The sequence below is a fragment of the Photobacterium chitinilyticum genome (assembly GCF_004104355.1).
In the GTDB taxonomy this organism is placed as follows: domain Bacteria; phylum Pseudomonadota; class Gammaproteobacteria; order Enterobacterales; family Vibrionaceae; genus Photobacterium; species Photobacterium chitinilyticum.
Window position 1 is genome coordinate 1 of record NZ_RJLM01000202.1, and the last position, 434, is coordinate 434.

Consider the following 434-nt stretch of genomic DNA (forward strand, 5'->3'; position numbering starts at 1 on the left):
CTGGACAGTCCGGCACTGACCGGAACGCCAACAGCACCAACCGCGCTCAGGGGAACAAACAATACCCAGATTGCGAACACCGCTTTTGTACTGGCCGCGATTGCAGATGTTATCGACGCGTCACCTGACGCACTGAATACGCTGAATGAACTGGCCGCAGCGCTCGGGAATGATCCAGATTTTGCTACCACCATGACTAACGCGCTTGCGGGTAAACAACCGAAGAATGCGACACTGACGGCGCTGGCAGGGCTTTCCACGGCGAAAAATAAATTACCGTATTTTGCGGAAAATGATGCCGCCAGCCTGACTGAACTGACTCAGGTTGGCAGGGATATTCTGGCAAAAAATTCCGTTGCAGATGTTCGTGAATACCTTGGGGCGGGTGAGAATTCGGCCTTTCCGGCAGGTGCGCCGATCCCGTGGCCATCAGA

1 pseudogene is annotated in these 434 nt (G+C 54.6%); it reads left to right on the forward strand.

Going from position 1 to position 434, the window contains the following annotated elements:
• Nucleotides 1–434, forward strand: a pseudogene (locus EDI28_RS27450) (hypothetical protein); the annotation flags it as partial.